Genomic DNA, 15,563 nt, shown 5'->3' on the forward strand with positions numbered 1-15,563 from the left:
ACGAATGACGCCGCGCCCCCCAATTTGGGGGACCGCGTACCGCGTGCCGTGCACGCGGCTGCCCGATGGAGCGACCCGTGCGTTACCCGGACGGGGGACGTGAAGTCCCCGGCGAACACGCAACCTGCGGAAGTTGGTCAGGTCGCTCCCGTTCCGCCACCCGCCGCAGGAACCGCCCATGAATCCCGTTCGCACACCAACGACCACGACGCTGCCCATCGCCGGCGACCCCGGTCTGCACGGCAAGCCGACGCCGTAGCCGCGCCACCCCTGTGCGCTCCCCTGTGGCAACCCGTCTCTCCCTCCCTGTCGTTGCCGCAGGGGAGCCCAGCCCAGCGCCCGGCGGAACGCCGTCCTCCCCTACGACGAGGCCATCCGCGCCACCACGCTCCGCGCATCGCCTCACGCGACGGTCGGTCCGCCATGCCTCCGGACCGGGTAGCGCGGCGTTCGAGGTCGACCAATGGTTCGGCGAACCCGTGCCGTTGCACGAAGCGCATGCGCAGGGCTTCGTCGTCATCGTCCTGTTCTTCCGGATCAATTGCCCGCTGTCGCTCGCGGTCGGCCTGCCGCAACTGGAACGGCTGCGGCATCGCTACCGCGAACTGCCGGTGAGGTTCCTCGCCGTCCACTCCAGTTGCACGCGCGAGGAACGGCGATCGGCGCGCGACGTGCAGGCCTTCATGGCCGCGCATGCGTTCTCGTTCCCGGTGTGCATGGACAGGCCAGGCACGCACTGGCCGATTCCCAAGACGATGCACAACTTCGGCGTCGCCGCGACACCCACGCTGCTGATCCTGGACCAGAGCGGGCACGAGCGGTTCCGGCACACAGGCCGGGTCAGCGACTGTTCGGTGGGCGCGGGCACCTGCAGGCTGATCGCCGACGAACTCGAACGCGTGCTGAGGCCTTCCCCACCCCCATCCTGCGGAGACATGCATGGACGTGCCACGGGTACCCGGCGACAGCCTCATTGTCGCGACGCCTGAAGAAGGGCGTGCCCTGGCGATCACGCTAGCCCGGCTGACCGTCAAGGCGACGCAACCGGACGGCGACGTCCGCCACCGCTTGCGCGCAAAGTACGCCGACGACCCGGCGATGCTGATTGGCATCGCGCACGTGGTGGCAGTAGAGTTCGCCACCGTTGCGGCCGCCAACGACTACTGGAAACGCTGAGGCCCATGCCGGAGCCCGAAGGAAAGCACGACCCGAGCACGCCCCTGCTGAGCCTGCACGTGGGCAAGGTCCGCCCCTATACGCGCGCGGGCACGACCAGCGCCATCGCCAAGGCGCCGGTGGGTGGAAGGCTGCGCATCACCACGCTGGGACTCGCGGGCGACGAACAGGCCGATCTTCGCGTCCATGGCGGTGTCGACAAGGCGATCCACCACTATCCGCTCGACCACTACGCCGCGTGGCGCCAGGAGATCGCGCATCCGCTGCTGGACAGCGCGGGCGCCTTCGGCGAGAACTTCTCCACGCACGGATGGACGGAAGCGTCCGTCCATTTCGGCGACATCGTGCAGGCGGGAAGTGCCGTCCTGCAGGTGTCGCAGGGACGGCAGCCCTGCTGGAAACTCAACGACCGCTTCGGGCAGCCCGACATGGCGCGCCGGCTCCAGTCGACCGGACGCACCGGCTGGTACTACCGCGTGCTGGAAGAAGGGGCGATCTCGGCGGGCGACCGGCTGATCGTCCTCGAACGGCCGTATCCCCAGTGGCCGCTCAGCCTGCTCATGGACATGCTGTTCCAGCGCACACTGGACCTGGCGCTGCTCCGTTCCGCCAGCGTGCTGCCGCTGCCGCCGTCATGGAAGAAGCTCATCGAACACCGGCTGGCACGCAACGAAGTCGAGTCGTGGCGGAAGCGCCTCGAGGGTCCGGACCGAACTTAGGCAGCGGGTCAGCCCGCGCCGGGCCGATGCTGCGCCCGCCATTCGCGCGGCGAAGCCCCGGTCCGCCGGCGGAACGCACGCGACAGCGCGGGGGCGTCCGCGAATCCCATGTCCAGTGCCACCTGCTTGACCGATCGGCCCGCGCGCAGCAGCGACGCGGCGACATTGAGCTTCCAGTCGAGCGAATATGCCGCGGGCGTGGTGCCGGTAGCCGCCTTGAAGGCCGCCGCGAAGGCACTGCGCGACATGCCGGCCTGCGTGGCCATGCGCGCCAGCGTCCAGTCCGCATCAGGCGCCTCGTGCACCGCGATCAGCGCCTTGGCCAGGCGCGGATCCGACAGCCCCATCATCATGCCCTGCGACACGCGCGCCTCGTCGGGGTGATCGATGATCCAGCGCAGCACCTGGATCAGCACCACTTCGAACAGACGGTTGGCGAGCAGTCGCGAACCACAGCGGACCTGGTCGGATTCGGCGAACAGCAGGTCCAGCGTCGCGCCCAGGCCCTCGATCTTCTCGAGCGGCAGCGCAATGACATCCGGCAGCGACTGCACGATGGGATTGCGCGCGCCGCCATCGAAATCCAGCGTAGCGCAGGTGAAGTCCGAGCCATCGACCGGCGGATTGATGAACTCGTGGTGCACCGCGCGCGGGAACAGCAACAGCGTGGGTTCGCAGAGGTGCAGGCGGGCCATTCGCGAGCCGTCGCGATGCAGCATGTCCATCTCGCCCCGCCGCAGCACATGCAGGAAGCCGCGACCGGGTTGCGCATCGAAGACCTGGTGGCCGCACAGCGGACCGGCATGGAACAGCGAGGCCTGCACGCGGAAACGCTCCAGCACCGGCGTCAGGCGGTCGATCGCCGGAACAGAAGCCTCCGGGACGCCTGCCGCAACCTTGGACGAATTGCCATCTATTAGCGACACATAGCCACCAAACGTCCCGATCCGGTTCCTATTATGACCATCAACCGGCCACTCCGACCGGTCCCTCAACAGGAATCCCGATCATGTCCCGCATCCCTCTCATCAACCCGAACGACACCACCGGCGAACGCCAGGCCCTGCTGGGCCAGATCCATTCGGCCTTCGGCGCCACGCCCAACATGTTCCGTGCCGTCGCCAACTCCACGGCGGCGCTGAAGAGCATGTGGGGGTCGTTCGGCGCACTCGGTGGCGGCGTCATTCCCGCCAAACTCGGCGAACAGATCGCCGTCGCCATCGCCAACCGCAACGCCTGCGAGTACTGCCTGTCCGCGCACACCGCGCTGGGCCGCAAGGCCGGTGCCAGCAGCCAGGAAATGAGCGCCGCGCAAGGTGGCGAATCCGACGACCCGAAGACGGCGGCCGCCCTGCGTTTCGCCCTGCGCGTGGTCGAAGGCCGTGGCCAGATCGACGACGCCGACGTGGCCCAGCTGCGCACGGCCGGCTTCAACGACGAAGAGATCGTCGAGATCCTCGCGCACATCGCCCTGAACCTGTTCACCAACTACATCAACGTGGCGTTCGCCGTGCCGGTCGACTTCCCCGGCGTCAAGCTGCGCTGATGCGCGCGTCGTCGCGCCGGTCGGCCCCGCGCCGGCCGGCACGACGGCATCGCGTACCCCTTCTCCACCGGAGCACCCCGATGTCCACGGTCTATGTCCCGATCAACTGCGAGTTCCACGACGTGCTGGAAGCGACCGCCGTTCGCCGCCGTCCCGCGATTCTCGCCCTGCGCGATCCCGCCGGACAGCCGGCGACCGTGCACGCGCGGATCGTCGATCTCTACGCGCACGACGGCATGGAGTACATGCGACTGGATGACGGCCGCGTCGTCCGGCTCGATCGCATCATCAGCGTCGATGGCGTGGCGCAGGCGTCGTTCGCCGACGCCTGCGCGCTTCCCGCGCACTGATTGGCCCGGGAACGAAGCGGTCAGCCCGAAGCGAACGCCAGCAGGTCGGCGTTGAGCTGTTCGCGGCTGGTATCGCCCAGCGAGTGCGAGCCGCCCTTGTAGATCTTCAGCTCGGCGCCCGGCACCAGCTTGGCCGACAGCTTCGCCGAGGCATCGATCGGCACGATCTGGTCGTCGTCGCCGTGGATGATCAGCGTGGGCACGTCGAACTTCTTCAGGTCCTCGGTGAAGTCGGTTTCCGAGAACGCCTTGATGCAGTCGTACGCGTTCTTGAAACCCGACTGCATGCCCTGCGTCCACCATGCGCGGATGTTGCCTTCCGATACCTTCGCACCCGGCCGGTTGTAACCGAAGAACGGGCCCGTGGCGACATCGAGGAAAAACTGCGCGCGGTCGGCCAGGTACGCCTGGCGGAAGCCATCGAACACCGACAGAGGCAGGCCGCCGGGATTGGCATCGGTCTTCAGCATGATCGGCGGCACCGCGCCCATCAGCACCGCCTTCTTCACCCGCTGGGTGCCATGGCGGCCGATGTAGCGCGCCACTTCGCCGCCGCCGGTCGAGTGGCCGATCATCACCACGTCCTTGACGCCCAGGTGCTCGAACAGCTGTTCGAGATCGTCGGCATAGGTGTCCATCTCGTTGCCGTTCCACGGCTGGCTGGAACGGCCATGGCCGCGCCGGTCATGGGCGATGCAGCGGAAACCCTTGCTGGCCAGATGGAAGATCTGCGGATCCCATGCATCGGCGCTCAATGGCCAGCCGTGGCTGAAAGACACCACGGGGCCCTTGCCCCAGTCCTTGTACCAGATCGTCGTGCCGTCTTTGGTGGTGAACGTGGCCATGCGTCGTTCCTCGTGAGGGAGGGTGGAAGAAGGAGTACGCGCCGCCGACAGCGGCAACGCGGGAAGCGCGGCGAGCGCGGTAGCGGCCGCACCGGCGATGACCACGCGACGTCGTTGCGGGTCGGCAGGCAGGTGATCGTCTGGAATGCGCATCGCGATGTTGCGCCTGTGGGCGTGGAGACCACGTCAGCGTGCGCCCGTGCCGGCGTGTCGCGATTGCACATCCGTGCGCGACGTGGCGCGGCGATCAGAGCTGGATGATGCCGCGCTTGATCGCGATGGTGACCGCATGCGTGCGGTCGTTGGCACCGAGCTTCGACAGGATGCTCTTCATGTGCGCCTTGACCGTCTCTTCCGAGATGCCCAGCGTGCGCGCCACGCGCTTGTTGGCATTGCCTTCGGCGACCTGGCGCAGCACTTCGACCTCGCGCGCGCTCAACCCGTCGTCGCCCAGGTGTGCGGCCAGGCAATCGGCGATTTCCGGTGGCACCCGACGCCCACCGGCATGCACCACGCGGATCGTGTCCACCAGCTCCCGGCGCAGCATGCTCTTGAGCAGGTAGCCGTGCGCGCCTGCACGCAGTGCGCGCAATGCCTGCACGTCCCCCTGGTAGGTCGTCAGCACGACGATCCGTGCCGCGGGGTCGCGCTCGCGGATGGCGCGGATGGCGCTGATGCCATCCATGCCGGGCATCTGCAGGTCCATCAGCACCACGTCCGGGCGCCACCGACCATACAGTTCCACGGCCTCGGCGCCCTCGGTGGCCTCGGCCTGCACGCGCATGTCCGGCTGGGTGCCGAGCACGGCGGCGATACCCTCGCGCAGCAAGGGATGATCGTCCACGACAAGCACCCGGATCGTGCCGTCGGCGGGAGACAGGCTGGCAGGCGTCGGCTGCGACACGGGCGGGGAAGGAAGGCCGGAGTGCGGGCAAAGATAGCGCGTGCCTTCCTTCGGCGCGAGGCATTCCCGAGCCTGTGCCGCCCGTCGGAAGGATGTCTGCGTTTCGTTGGCGGGTGAAGCGGACGAACGGCCCACCGGCCTACCCCAATCGAGTGAGGACACCCCTACGCTGACAGGGGTATCAAGGCACATCGACACCGGTGCACCTTGAGCGGCAGGGGACCCCACGGCGCACGGGCCACGTTGCGCCTCCATGCCCAACAAGGCACGACCATGCACGCCTGCCACGACACCCATCCTGCCGTCCAACGCAGTGCGCCGGGCCTCAACGAGCGCGCCTTCCTGCGCGCGGACGCCTTCATCCTGCGCAACCTGGGCAGGAACTTCACGCTGGCGGACGTCGCCTCCGCCGCCTGCATCAGCCGTTTCCATTTCGCCCGCCAGTTCCGCCAGCGCGTGGGCTGCAGTCCTATGGCCTACGTGATGCGGCTGCGGCTGGAGCGCGCGAAGGAAATGCTCGCACGCGGCGACCAGCGCATCGCCGACACCGCCGCGGCCCTGGGCTTCTACGACCAGAGCCACTTCACCCGCACGTTCCGGCGCGCCACCGGCGTGTCGCCGCGGGCGTTCTCGCACCAGTGCCGTCACGCCGGCGCCACGGGTCCGATCCGCATACTGCGTCTGCCTGACGCTGCGCAGGCGCACACGCATCCCTGAGGAGCAACGACGATGGCCAGGATCCTGGTGCTGTACTACTCCGCCTACGGGCACATCGAAACGATGGCGCACGCGATCGCCGAAGGCGCGACCGGCGCGGGCGCGCAGGTCGACATCAAGCGCGTACCGGAACTGGTGCCGGAGGACGTGGCGCGCGCCTCGCACTACAAGCTCAACCAGGCCGCGCCGGTCGCCACCATCGCCGAGCTGGCCGATTACGACGCCATCATCGTCGGCACGGGCACGCGCTTCGGCCGGATGAGTTCGCAGATGGCGAACTTCCTGGACCAGGCCGGCGGCCTGTGGGCGCGCGGCGCCCTGCACGGCAAGGTCGGCGCCGCCTTCACCTCCACCGCCACCCAGCATGGCGGCCAGGAAACCACCTTGTTCTCGATCATCACCAACCTGCTGCATTTCGGCATGGTGATCGTCGGGCTGGACTACGGCCACGCCGGGCAGATGACGCTGGACGAAATCACCGGCGGCTCGCCGTACGGTGCGAGCACCATCGCCGGCGGCGACGGTTCACGACAGCCGTCGGAGAACGAACTGAAGGGCGCGCGCTACCAGGGCCGTGTCGTCGCGGAGACCGCCATCAAGTTGCATGGCTGAGCCGTTCGCGACGTCGCGCCTCATCCCGCGCACGACTGGCCGAACACCGCTGGCTGCGCGTGCGCGACGGCGGCGACCGCAGCGGCTGGCGTCGGTGTGGACCGCCAGGTCAGCGACCGCTTCAAGGCCAGCCTGCGCTTCAACTACACCGACTTCAGCGGCGACCTGACCCAGCTCGGTCGTTCGCGTAGCGGCTGGGCGGTTCGCCGACGCTGCGGCTGAAGGCGACGCTGAAGGTGCTGGTCGAGCCATAGCCCACGCGCTCGGCCACTTCCGCCACGGTCATGTCGCCCTGCCGCAACAGGTCCTTGGCGATCTCCATGCGCCACGCCAGCAGGTATTCCATCGGCGCCACGCCGACCGCGCGGGTGAATCGTTCAAAGAACGTCGAGCGCGACAGCGCGGCAGCGTCTGCCAATGCCGCCACCGTCCACGGATGCGCGATATCGGCATGAAGGCGCGTCAGCGCCTTCGCCACCCGTTCGTCCCCGAGCCCGCGCAGCAGGCCGGGCGGCGCGTCGACGGCACTGGTCCAGCGCATGGCTTCGACCAGCAGCATTTCGACCAGGCGCGACAGCAGGTAGTCGCTGCCGGGCTGCTGCGCGTCGTACTCCTCGCCGACCATCTGCACCAATTGCATCAGCCGTTGCGATCCGCGCACATGCACGACAGTCGGCAACAGCGAAGCCAGCAGGCCCGCCTGTTTCGTGTCGAACAGGAACGCGCCACCGAGCGAGCGCATGTCCGCGGGGCCGTCCTGCTCACCGTGACGCAACTCGCCGCGCCCACCCGGCACGAGGTCGGGATCGATGAAGACCGGCGGCGCCGGCGCGAACCCGGAGAGCGTGAACGGTGGCGTGGTCGGCAGCAGCACGAAGTCGCCTGCGCCGAGGGTGATGGCCGCGTGTCCGTCCACCGTCAGCAGCGCGCTGCCCTCCAGCACGATGCAGAACCCCGGCAGCCCGTAGTCGGCATAGCGCACGGCCCAGGCGCCCTTGCCGCTGATGACGTTGGCGAACACCGAGCGCGGACGCAGCAGTTGGACGACATCGGAGAGCGGATCACCCATTCCGGACGCTCACTAAAAAAATAACGACGATCTGTTATCGACCGTCCGGCGAGGCTCTCGTATCGTGCCTCCCGCGTCAACCCATCCCCGGAGAACGAAACACCATGAAGACCCTTCTGATCACCGGCTGCTCGTCCGGCTACGGTCTGGAAACCGCCCGCCACTTCCTCGCACAGGGCTGGAACGTCATCGCCACCCAGCGCCAGCCTCGCGAAGACCTGCTGCCCGCCTCACCCCGTCTGCGCCTGCTGGCGCTGGACGTCACCCGTCCCGACAGCATCGCGCAGGCGATGGCCGCCGCCGGCCCCATCGACGTGCTGGTCAACAACGCCGGCATCGGCCTGTTCGGCGCGTTCGAAGCCACGCCGATGGCGACCGTGCGCGAGGTGTTCGACACCAACACCTTCGGCACGATGGCGATGTGCCAGGCAGTGATCCCGCAGTTCCGCGAACGCCGCGCCGGCGTGATCGTCAACGTCACCTCCAGCGCCACGCTGGCGCCGTTCCCGCTGGTCGCCGCGTACACCGCGAGCAAGACGGCGGTCGAGGGCTTCACCGCCTCGCTGCGCCATGAACTCGAGGCTTTCAATGTGCGCGTCGCACTGGTGGAGCCCGGCTACGGTCCATCCACGCGATTCACCGCCAATGGCCAGCAGCGCATGCAGGGCCTCATTCCGGAGCCGTACCAGCCGTTCGCGCACAGCGTCTTCGCCGGGCTCGGCCGCAACACCGCGGTGACGATGGAAACCGATGTCGCCGAAGGCGTGTGGCGTGCGGTCCACGATAGCGACGGACAGCTGCATTTCCCCTCCGGTGCGGACGCGGTCGCGCTGGCGGCGCAGCGCTAGCGCACGAAGACGCGCGCGGGCGCGCGACTTACGCCGGGAAGCGGATCGGCGATGCGTCGTGCCACGCCAGCACCAGCGTACTGCCGAGCGCCGGCGGCGGCGCTACGCCGAGATCCACGTCGATGCCGCTGCCGTCCGGCAATTGCACGCGGCCTTCGAAATGCGGGCCGCGGAAGCTCACCGCGGTCAGCACGCCGCGCAGTTGACCGTCCGGATCCGGACGCAGATCGCCAGGCCGCACAAGCACCTCACCGTCGCCGGCATCGAGCACGGACGCCGGCACCAGCAGGCCGCGCCCGATGAAGCTGGCGACGTCGCGGTGCGCAGGCTGCCGATAGAGCTGTTCGGGCCGATCCCATTGCAGTAATCGTCCCTGTGCCATCACGCCGACACGGTCTGCCAGGGCGAAGGCTTCGGCCTGATCATGGGTGACGAACAGCGATGTAGTGCCGGAAGTCTTAAGCAAGCCGCGCAACTCCGTTGCAAGACGCCCACGCATCTGCACATCCAGGCTGGAGAACGGCTCATCCAGCAGCAGCAGCGACGGTCGCGGGGCCAGCGCGCGCGCGAGCGCGACACGCTGCTGCTGCCCGCCGGAGAGTTCGTGCGGATAGGTGCGCAGCGCCTCCGGCAGGCCCACCAGTTCCAGCATCTCGCGTACCCGCGCGTCGCGCTCGACCGCACCCAGCGCCCGCAGACCGAAGCCGACATTGCCCGCGACATCCAGGTGCGGGAACAGCGCGTAGTCCTGGAACATCATGCCGATCCGCCGCCGTTCGGGCGGCACCGCCTCGTCCGTCGATGCCAGTACGCGACCATCGAGCACGATGCGCCCCGCCTTCACCGGCTCGAAGCCGGCGACCGCGCGCAACGTGGTGGTCTTGCCGCAACCCGATTCGCCCAGCAGCGCGCCGATCTCACCGCGCTGCAGGCGCAGCGACAGACCGTGCACTACCGCACGCCATCCGGCCGGGCCGGGATAACCGACCACCAGATCCTCCACTGCGAGCCAGTCGTTCTGCGTCATGCGACGTGATGCCTCCCCATGCGATGGCCGGCGCGCGCCAGCAGGATCACCGGCAGCAGGCCCGCCAGCACGATCAATAGCGCCGCAATTGCGCCTTCCTCATACGCGCCGCGCGCGGCGTCGGCGTACAGCCACGTGGCCAGCGTATCGAAGCCCAGCGGCCGCAGCAGCAGCGTGGCGGGCAGTTCCTTCATGACGTCGATGAACACCAGCAGCGCCGCGGCGGCCAGCGCAGGCCGCAACAGCGGCAGATGCACCTGGCGCAGCGTGGCCGACGAAGTCCTGCCCAGGCTGCGCGCGGCGTCGTCCATCGACGTGGGAATGCGCTCGAACCCAGCCTCGAGATTGCCGATGGCGATCGTCAGGAAGCGCAGCGTGTATGCGAGGACCAGGGCCGCCATCGACCCCATCAGCCAGAGTTGCGGCGCGATGCCGAACGGCGACAGCACACGGGAAAGACTGGCGTCGAAGATCGCAAACGGCACCAGCAACCCGAGCGCCAGCACCGTGCCCGGCACCGCGTAGCCGAGGCTGGCCGCACGCACACTGGCGGTCTCCAGCGCGGGCCTGCGCCGTGCACGCGCAAACCGCAGCGCCCACACCACGACCAGCGCGGCGATCAGCGCCGCCAGCGTCGCGAGCACCGCCACCGTCAGCGTGTTCCACAGGCTGTCCATCAGCTGCGCCGACACGCCTTCGCGCCGCCAGCGCGCCCATGCGCTGGCGGTCAAGTGGCCGAACGGCAGGATGAAGCCCGCCAGCACCGGCAGCAGCGTCGCGACGAACGCCGCCACCGCCTTCATTCCATGCAGGCGGCGCGGTCGCATCGGTTGCGGCCGGCGTTGCGCGGCATAGCGCTGCCTGCGCCGGCCGTACCGTTCCAGTGCGATCAAGGCCAGCACGATCACCAGCATGCCGAGCGCGATCTGCGCGGCGCCGGCAAGGTCGCTGCGCGAGATCCAGGTGGTGTAGATCGACACGGTCAGCGTCTGCACGCCGAGGAATTCCGACGCCCCGATATCGTTGAGCGCTTCGAGCAGCGCCAGCACCATGCCCACCGCGATCGCCGGCCGTGCCAGCGGCAGCGCCACACGATGGAACAGCGCCGCGGATGGCATGCCCAACGACCGCGCCGCCTCCAGCAGCCCGCCGGCCTGGGTCATGAACATCGCCCGCGTAGTGAGGTAGACGTACGGATACAGCACGGCGCCGAGCAGCACGATGCAGCCCACCAGCGAGCGCGCATCGGGCAGGCGGAGATCGCGCGGATCGTCGATGCCCAGCAGTGCGCGCAGGCCGCCATGCAGCGGCCCCAGCGGATGCAGCAGGTCGAGATAGACGTAGGCCACGATGTAGGTGGGCACCGCCAGCGGCAGCAGCAGTGCCCACGCCATCGTGCGACGGCCGGGGAACTCGAACGCGGTGACCAGCCACGCGGTGCCCGTGCCCACGATGCCGACGATCAGGCCCACGCCCGCCAGCACCAGCAGCGTGTTGAGGCCCGCGCGCGGCAGCACGTGTTCGGCCAGGTGTGCCCACTGGCCGACACTGCCGCCCGCGGCCTGCCATGCGAGTGCCAGCAGGGGCGCGACCGCGACCAGCCCGATGCCGGTCGCGGCGATCCGCCATCCCGCGGTCAGACCGGGGACCTGCCGCATGCTGGGTGCCTCAGTTGTCGAAGCCCACGCGATCGACCAGTTCGCTGGCCTTCTTGCGCTGTGCGACGACCTGCTGCAGCGGCAGCGGATCGCTGGTCAGTTCGCCGAAACTGGCGACGACCGTATCCAGTTCCACGCCCGCCTTCACCGGGTACTCGTAGTTGGCCTTCGCATACAGGCTCTGCGCCTCGTCCGAAACCAGGTACTCCAGCAGCTTCACCGCGTTGTCGCGGTTCGGCGAGAACTTCGCCACCGACGCGCCGCTGATGTTGACGTGGGTGCCGGTCGGATTGGCCGACGCGAACACCGGACGCACCACCTGGATCGCATCGCCCCACTGCCGCTGCTCGGAGCCTGCCTCGCTGTTCTTCATGCGGCCGACGTAGTACGCATTGGCAATACCGATGTCGCAGATGCCGCCGAGGATGTCGCGCGCCACTTCGCGGTCGCCGCCGGCGGCCTTGCGCGCCAGGTTGGCCTTCACGCCGCGCAGCCATTGCTCGGTCGCGGCCTCGCCGTCATGGGCGATCATCGCCGCGATCAGGCTGACGTTGTACGGGTGCTGGCCGGAGCGGATGCACACCTTGCCCTTCCATTCCGGCTTGGCGAGATCTTCGTAGGCGAAGCCGGCCAGCGACAGGTCCTTGCGCGCATACAGCACGCGGTCGCGCAGCGACAGCGCGAACCACTGGCCATCGGCCGCACGCAGGTGCGCCGGAATCGCCGCGTTGAGCACCTCGGAGGCGACCGGTTGCGTGTGGCCGCCGTCGACCAGTTCGATCAGGTTGCCGCTGTCGACCGTCATCAGCACGTCGGCCGGCGAACGTTCGCCTTCGGCGCGCAGTCGCTCGGGCAGGCCATCCTTCACGAACACCGTGTTGACCTTGGTGCCGGTCTGCGCGGTGAATGCATCGAGCAACGGCTGCACAAGTGCGGGCTCGCGCGTGGTGTAGAGATTGAGTTCGCCACCGCCCGCAGCAGGTGCCGGCGCGGCCGCGGTGGGTTCACTGGCAGGGGCCTGCGGCTTGCAGGCGGCGAGCAGGACAAGCAGGCCGCCGGCGGCCGCGAGCTTGCAGGTACGCGCCATCAAGGACGCAGGGACACGGTGCGCAACAGGACGCATGGGTTCTCCTAGGTGATTGAGTGGAGCGCTCTGGCGTAGCCGTCTGCGGGCTTGAGCGACGAGGCGATACTACGGTGTGAACAGGCGATGCTGCCACCTTCCTCCCTCGCTCTTTGGTCCTATGCCGCCGCATCGACGTGCAGGAATCATGCGTAGGGCGCGAAAAACTGAATGGTAATTCAGGTTGGCGGCATGTCGTCGGAGGGAAGAATTTCGCGCATGCGATGATCGACCTTCCTCCGCTACCGCTTGACTGTATGGAATGGCTCTCCGACCCGACCATCTGGATGGGTCTGGCTACGCTGGTGGTGCTCGAGATCATCCTCGGCATCGACAACCTCGTCTTCATCGCCATTCTGGCGGACAAGCTCCCTCCCCATCAGCGGGACAAGGCGCGCCTGATCGGTTTGAGCCTGGCGCTGCTGATGCGGCTGGGCCTGCTGGCGACACTCTCCTGGATCATGCGGCTGACCGCGCCGCTGTTCTCCGTTTTCGAACACGCTTTCTCCGGCCGCGACCTCATCCTGCTGGTCGGCGGCCTGTTCCTGCTGTTCAAGGCGACGATGGAACTGCACGAGCGCCTTGAAGGCCGTGCGCACGAGGCCGGCGGCAACAAGGTCTACGCCAGCTTCGGCCTGGTGGTCACGCAGATCGTCATCCTCGATGCGGTGTTCTCGCTCGACTCGGTGATCACGGCCGTCGGCATGGTCGACGAGCTCGGCGTGATGTTCGCGGCGGTGATCATCGCGATGGTCGTGATGATGATCGCGAGCAAGCCGCTGACCAGCTTCGTCAACCGCCATCCGACCGTGGTCGTGCTGTGCCTGGGCTTCCTGCTGATGATCGGTTTCAGTCTCGTGGCCGAAGGCCTGGGCTTCAAGATCCCGAAGGGCTACCTGTACGCGGCCATCGTGTTCTCGATCCTGATCGAGGCCTTCAACCAGTGGTCGCGCTTCAACCGCGAGAAGCACGCCAAGCGCCTGCCGTTCCGCCAGCGCACCGCCAATGCGGTGCTCACGCTGCTCGGCTCGCGCCCCTCGACCGACGCCGGCGGCGAACCGTCCGGCGAGGAGACGCGGGAAGAGCCCGGCCTGGAAGCCGTCGAACACGACATGATCCGCAGCGTGTTGACGCTGGCCGACCGCTCCGTGGCCAGCGTCATGACCGTGCGCACCGACATCCAGTGGATCGACGCGCGCAAGGGCGCTGAGCATGCGGCCGAGCGCCTGATGCAGTCGCCGCATACGCGCCTGCTGGTCGGCGATGGCGAACTCGACAACCTGCAGGGCGTGGTGCAGAGCCGTGACCTGCTCGCCGGCCTGCTCGCGGGCAGGCCGATGGTGCTGTCGGAGCATCTGCGCGAGCCGCTGACGCTGCCGGAAGGCACGACGGCATTGAAGGCGCTGGAACGGATCAAGGAACACGCGATCCCGCTGGCCGTCGTGGTCGACGAATACGGCAGCATCGAAGGCATCGTCACCGCCAACGACCTGCTCGCCGCCATCGCGGGCGACCTGGCCGATACGCGCGATGCCGACTACGGCGTCGTGCAGGCGGAGGATGGCTGGATCGTCGATGCCTCCATGTCGATGGAGGACATCGAGCGCACGACCGGCATCGCGCTGGAACGGCATCCGTCGTATGTCAGCCTGTCGGGGTTGGTGCTGCACGCACTGGAACGCCTGCCGGTGGCCGGCGATACCGTCCGCACGGGCGCCTGGACCGTGGAAGTGCTGACGCTGGAGCGTCGCCGGGTAGGCAAGGCGAAGCTGCTGCCGGCGGAGCCCGCCTAGCGGAAGCTCATCCCTGCGGCACGCCCGTCATGTCCGGCAGATGATGGGCGACGCCCTTGTGGCAGTCGATGCAGGTCTTCTTGCCGGTGCCGAGCCACAGCTTGTGGACCTGCGCGGCGCGCGAGCCCTGCCGGGTCAGGTCCATCGAATCGTAATCGTGGCAGTTGCGGCACTCCAGCGAATCGTTGGCCTTCAGCCGGTTCCATTCGTGCGTGGCCAGGATCAGGCGCTCGTCGAGGAACTTCTCGCGGGTGCTGATCGTGCCGAAGATCTTCCCCCACACTTCCTTGGACGCCTGCATCTTGCGCGCGATCTTGTCGGTCCAGTTGTGGGGCACGTGGCAGTCGGGGCACGTCGCACGCACGCCCGAGCGGTTGCTGTAGTGGATGGTGGTTTTCAGTTCCTCGAACACGTTGTCCTGCATCTCGTGGCAGCTGGTGCAGAACGCCTCGGTGTTGGTGGCTTCCAGTGCCGTGTTGAAGCCGCCCCAGAAGATCACGCCCGCCAGGAACCCCGCCACCGTCAGGAAACCCAGGCTGTAATGCCGGCTGGGCAATCGCAACGTACGCCAGAACGCCAGCCCTTCCCGCTTCATCCGTGACCACATGGGCTACTCCTTTGCCGTCGGCCGCGTCGACAGCACGCTGTCGATGTCGCGGAACTGGTTGGCGACCAGCACCGGCGCGTCGGTCTGCACCACGTGGCACTGGTTGCAGAAGTAGCGGCGCGGCGAGATCGTCGCGAGGAACTGGTCGTCGCGGTCCATGTAGTGCGTCACGCTGACCGGCGGCGCCTGGAACGTCGCCGCGTTCGCGCGCGCATGGCACAGCATGCACCGGTTGCTGTTCTTGTCGACCTGGTAGCCGTCGATGGCGTGCGGGATGGTGGGCGGCTGCATCGGATAGGCGCGCGCGCGTTTCAGGTCGGCGTTCTCCACGTGCGCCATCGGTGGCGGATGGCCTTCCTGGTCGATCGGCACGCCGCGGCGTATCGCATCGATCTGACCGGCGCCCGGCACGAACACCGCGCGCGCGTCCACCGGCGTGGAAGCCACCGGCACCGGCGTCTCGTGCTTCGCCGGTCGCCCCACCATCCAGCCCGCCACGAACACCAGTGCCATCAGCGCCACTGTCAGTCCCACCGCGATCCAGAGATGCTTGTTGCGCATGACGAGCC

At 68.1% G+C, this 15,563-nt stretch carries 18 protein-coding genes; 9 read left to right on the top strand and 9 right to left on the bottom strand.

Annotation, left to right across the window (positions count from 1 at the left end):
• The first annotated feature begins 479 nt into the window (after positions 1-479).
• The 3 genes from ACSQ1W_RS16355 to ACSQ1W_RS16365 are packed head-to-tail and all read left to right on the top strand — an operon-like array spanning position 480 to position 1,895.
• On the top strand, positions 480-989 hold the full coding sequence (locus ACSQ1W_RS16355) for a TlpA disulfide reductase family protein (protein WP_436044712.1): 510 nt from the start codon (positions 480-482) through the stop codon (positions 987-989).
• The gene (locus ACSQ1W_RS16360) at positions 940-1,176 is read left to right on the top strand and encodes a hexameric tyrosine-coordinated heme protein (RefSeq protein WP_436044714.1); all 237 of its coding nucleotides are present in this window, start codon (positions 940-942) and stop codon (positions 1,174-1,176) included. The genes ACSQ1W_RS16355 and ACSQ1W_RS16360 overlap by 50 nt, the downstream gene beginning before the upstream one ends.
• A 5-nt stretch (positions 1,177-1,181) precedes the next feature.
• Positions 1,182-1,895, top strand: coding sequence for an MOSC domain-containing protein (locus tag ACSQ1W_RS16365; RefSeq protein ID WP_436044716.1), 714 nt, complete (start codon positions 1,182-1,184; stop codon positions 1,893-1,895).
• 8 nt (positions 1,896-1,903) lie between these two features.
• Here ACSQ1W_RS16365 and ACSQ1W_RS16370 read toward each other — a convergent pair whose 3' ends face one another.
• Positions 1,904-2,812 (bottom strand): cupin domain-containing protein, encoded by a 909-nt coding sequence (locus ACSQ1W_RS16370; protein ID WP_436046225.1) that lies wholly within the window; start codon positions 2,810-2,812, stop codon positions 1,904-1,906.
• A gap of 92 nt (positions 2,813-2,904) precedes the next feature.
• Between ACSQ1W_RS16370 and ACSQ1W_RS16375 the strand changes: the two genes are divergently transcribed.
• Both ACSQ1W_RS16375 and ACSQ1W_RS16380 read left to right on the top strand, forming a co-directional pair.
• Positions 2,905-3,441, top strand: a complete 537-nt coding sequence (locus ACSQ1W_RS16375) for a carboxymuconolactone decarboxylase family protein (protein ID WP_436044718.1) — start codon at positions 2,905-2,907, stop codon at positions 3,439-3,441.
• An 80-nt stretch (positions 3,442-3,521) separates the two neighbouring features.
• Positions 3,522-3,791, top strand: coding sequence for a hypothetical protein (locus ACSQ1W_RS16380; protein WP_436044720.1), 270 nt, complete (start codon positions 3,522-3,524; stop codon positions 3,789-3,791).
• 20 nt (positions 3,792-3,811) lie between these two features.
• Here the strand turns inward: ACSQ1W_RS16380 and ACSQ1W_RS16385 are convergent, their stop codons facing one another.
• Both ACSQ1W_RS16385 and ACSQ1W_RS16390 read right to left on the bottom strand, forming a co-directional pair.
• Positions 3,812-4,789 (bottom strand): alpha/beta fold hydrolase, encoded by a 978-nt coding sequence (locus ACSQ1W_RS16385; protein WP_436044722.1) that lies wholly within the window; start codon positions 4,787-4,789, stop codon positions 3,812-3,814.
• Positions 4,790-4,883: 94 nt separating this feature from the next.
• Positions 4,884-5,489: a response regulator gene (locus ACSQ1W_RS16390; RefSeq protein ID WP_436046226.1), complete on the bottom strand. Its 606-nt coding sequence runs from the start codon at positions 5,487-5,489 to the stop codon at positions 4,884-4,886.
• A gap of 324 nt (positions 5,490-5,813) precedes the next feature.
• Here ACSQ1W_RS16390 and ACSQ1W_RS16395 point away from each other — a divergent pair, with 324 nt between their 5' ends.
• Both ACSQ1W_RS16395 and wrbA read left to right on the top strand, forming a co-directional pair.
• On the top strand, positions 5,814-6,257 hold the full coding sequence (locus ACSQ1W_RS16395; RefSeq protein ID WP_436044724.1) for a helix-turn-helix transcriptional regulator: 444 nt from the start codon (positions 5,814-5,816) through the stop codon (positions 6,255-6,257).
• A gap of 12 nt (positions 6,258-6,269) precedes the next feature.
• Positions 6,270-6,869 (top strand): NAD(P)H:quinone oxidoreductase, encoded by a 600-nt coding sequence (wrbA, locus tag ACSQ1W_RS16400; RefSeq protein WP_436044726.1) that lies wholly within the window; start codon positions 6,270-6,272, stop codon positions 6,867-6,869.
• Positions 6,870-7,023: 154 nt separating this feature from the next.
• Here the strand turns inward: wrbA and ACSQ1W_RS16405 are convergent, their stop codons facing one another.
• The gene (locus ACSQ1W_RS16405) at positions 7,024-7,938 is read right to left on the bottom strand and encodes an AraC family transcriptional regulator (protein ID WP_436044728.1); all 915 of its coding nucleotides are present in this window, start codon (positions 7,936-7,938) and stop codon (positions 7,024-7,026) included.
• Positions 7,939-8,042: 104 nt separating this feature from the next.
• Here ACSQ1W_RS16405 and ACSQ1W_RS16410 point away from each other — a divergent pair, with 104 nt between their 5' ends.
• Positions 8,043-8,786 carry an SDR family oxidoreductase gene (locus tag ACSQ1W_RS16410; protein WP_436044730.1) on the top strand — a complete coding sequence of 248 codons (744 nt, stop codon included), beginning with the start codon at positions 8,043-8,045 and terminating at the stop codon, positions 8,784-8,786.
• A 28-nt stretch (positions 8,787-8,814) separates the two neighbouring features.
• On the opposite strand, the gene ACSQ1W_RS16415 is transcribed toward ACSQ1W_RS16410, so the two are convergent.
• Genes ACSQ1W_RS16415 through ACSQ1W_RS16425 form a run of 3 tightly spaced genes read right to left on the bottom strand, consistent with a single transcriptional unit; the run spans position 8,815 to position 12,594 of the window.
• Positions 8,815-9,813: an ABC transporter ATP-binding protein gene (locus ACSQ1W_RS16415; protein ID WP_436044731.1), complete on the bottom strand. Its 999-nt coding sequence runs from the start codon at positions 9,811-9,813 to the stop codon at positions 8,815-8,817.
• A complete protein-coding gene (locus ACSQ1W_RS16420; protein ID WP_436044733.1) occupies positions 9,810-11,471 on the bottom strand; it encodes an ABC transporter permease in 1,662 nt (553 codons plus the stop codon). Before ACSQ1W_RS16420 ends, ACSQ1W_RS16415 begins: the two co-directional genes overlap by 4 nt.
• Positions 11,472-11,481: 10 nt before the next feature.
• On the bottom strand, positions 11,482-12,594 hold the full coding sequence (locus tag ACSQ1W_RS16425) for a Fe(3+) ABC transporter substrate-binding protein (RefSeq protein WP_436044735.1): 1,113 nt from the start codon (positions 12,592-12,594) through the stop codon (positions 11,482-11,484).
• A 257-nt stretch (positions 12,595-12,851) separates the two neighbouring features.
• Between ACSQ1W_RS16425 and ACSQ1W_RS16430 the strand changes: the two genes are divergently transcribed.
• On the top strand, positions 12,852-14,387 hold the full coding sequence (locus ACSQ1W_RS16430; protein ID WP_436044737.1) for a TerC family protein: 1,536 nt from the start codon (positions 12,852-12,854) through the stop codon (positions 14,385-14,387).
• A gap of 7 nt (positions 14,388-14,394) precedes the next feature.
• Here the strand turns inward: ACSQ1W_RS16430 and ACSQ1W_RS16435 are convergent, their stop codons facing one another.
• Positions 14,395-14,994 carry a NapC/NirT family cytochrome c gene (locus ACSQ1W_RS16435; RefSeq protein ID WP_436044739.1) on the bottom strand — a complete coding sequence of 200 codons (600 nt, stop codon included), beginning with the start codon at positions 14,992-14,994 and terminating at the stop codon, positions 14,395-14,397.
• A 3-nt stretch (positions 14,995-14,997) separates the two neighbouring features.
• Positions 14,998-15,555, bottom strand: coding sequence for a nitrate reductase cytochrome c-type subunit (locus ACSQ1W_RS16440; protein WP_436044741.1), 558 nt, complete (start codon positions 15,553-15,555; stop codon positions 14,998-15,000).
• Positions 15,556-15,563 lie beyond the last annotated feature (8 nt).

The sequence above is a fragment of the Pseudoxanthomonas sp. LjRoot143 genome (genome assembly GCF_964252945.1).
Lineage (GTDB): Bacteria > Pseudomonadota > Gammaproteobacteria > Xanthomonadales > Xanthomonadaceae > Pseudoxanthomonas_A.